At 80.7% G+C, this 649-nt stretch carries 1 pseudogene; it reads right to left on the bottom strand.

Annotation, left to right across the window (positions count from 1 at the left end):
- Window positions 1-385: 385 nt before the first annotated feature.
- Window positions 386-649, bottom strand: a pseudogene (locus JNW98_RS35445) (hypothetical protein); the annotation flags it as partial.

The raw sequence follows: 649 nt of genomic DNA, 5'->3' as shown, positions 1-649 counted from the left end.
GCGCCCCCCTCGCGGCGGAGCCGCTCGGGGGGTCCGGGGGCTTGCCCCCGGGAAACGGGAAGGGGCGGGGTTGGGGAAAACTCCCCCTCGGGCGCCGTAGGCGCCCCGAGGGCCACGGGGGCGGCCGGGCTGCCGGCCCCGACATCGGCGTCGGCCCCGGCGGAGGCCCCGGCACCGGCCCCCGCCGCGGCGAAACCTTCCGCCTCCGCGGAAGCGGGCCGCACCCCCGGCCCCCGGCCGAGAGAGCGGCGGGAGGGACGAGGCGGAAGCGGCGCGGCGGTGGGCATGCGGGAGTGGTCCAGGGGAGCGAGATGATCCGGCGGCCCGGAGGGGCCGGGGCGGCGCGGGCGGGGGCCCGCCCGTGGCAGGTTAGCGGCGAAGTCGCTCAGCGACCGCGCAGGCGCCGCACGAGGATGCTCGCGTCGCCGCGCGCCTCGAGGTCGGCGAGGACGACGGCGACGGCCTCCCGGACGATCCGGCCGCGGTCGACGGCGAGCCCGTGCTCGCCGCGCAGCACCAGCCGCGCGTGCTCCAGGTCCATGAGCTCCTCGGCGGAGACGTAGACCGTGATCTTCTCGTCGTGGCGCTCCCGCCCGCTGGGCCGGCGGTTGGCGGCCCGCCCGCGCCGCCGGGGCGCGGCCGGCTCGGC

Source organism: Streptomyces huiliensis, from assembly GCF_020037025.1.
Taxonomy (GTDB): Bacteria; Actinomycetota; Actinomycetes; order Streptomycetales; family Streptomycetaceae; genus Streptomyces; species Streptomyces huiliensis.
Note: the sequence above shows the minus strand (reverse complement) of the source record. Positions and strands in the feature narration are given on the sequence as shown.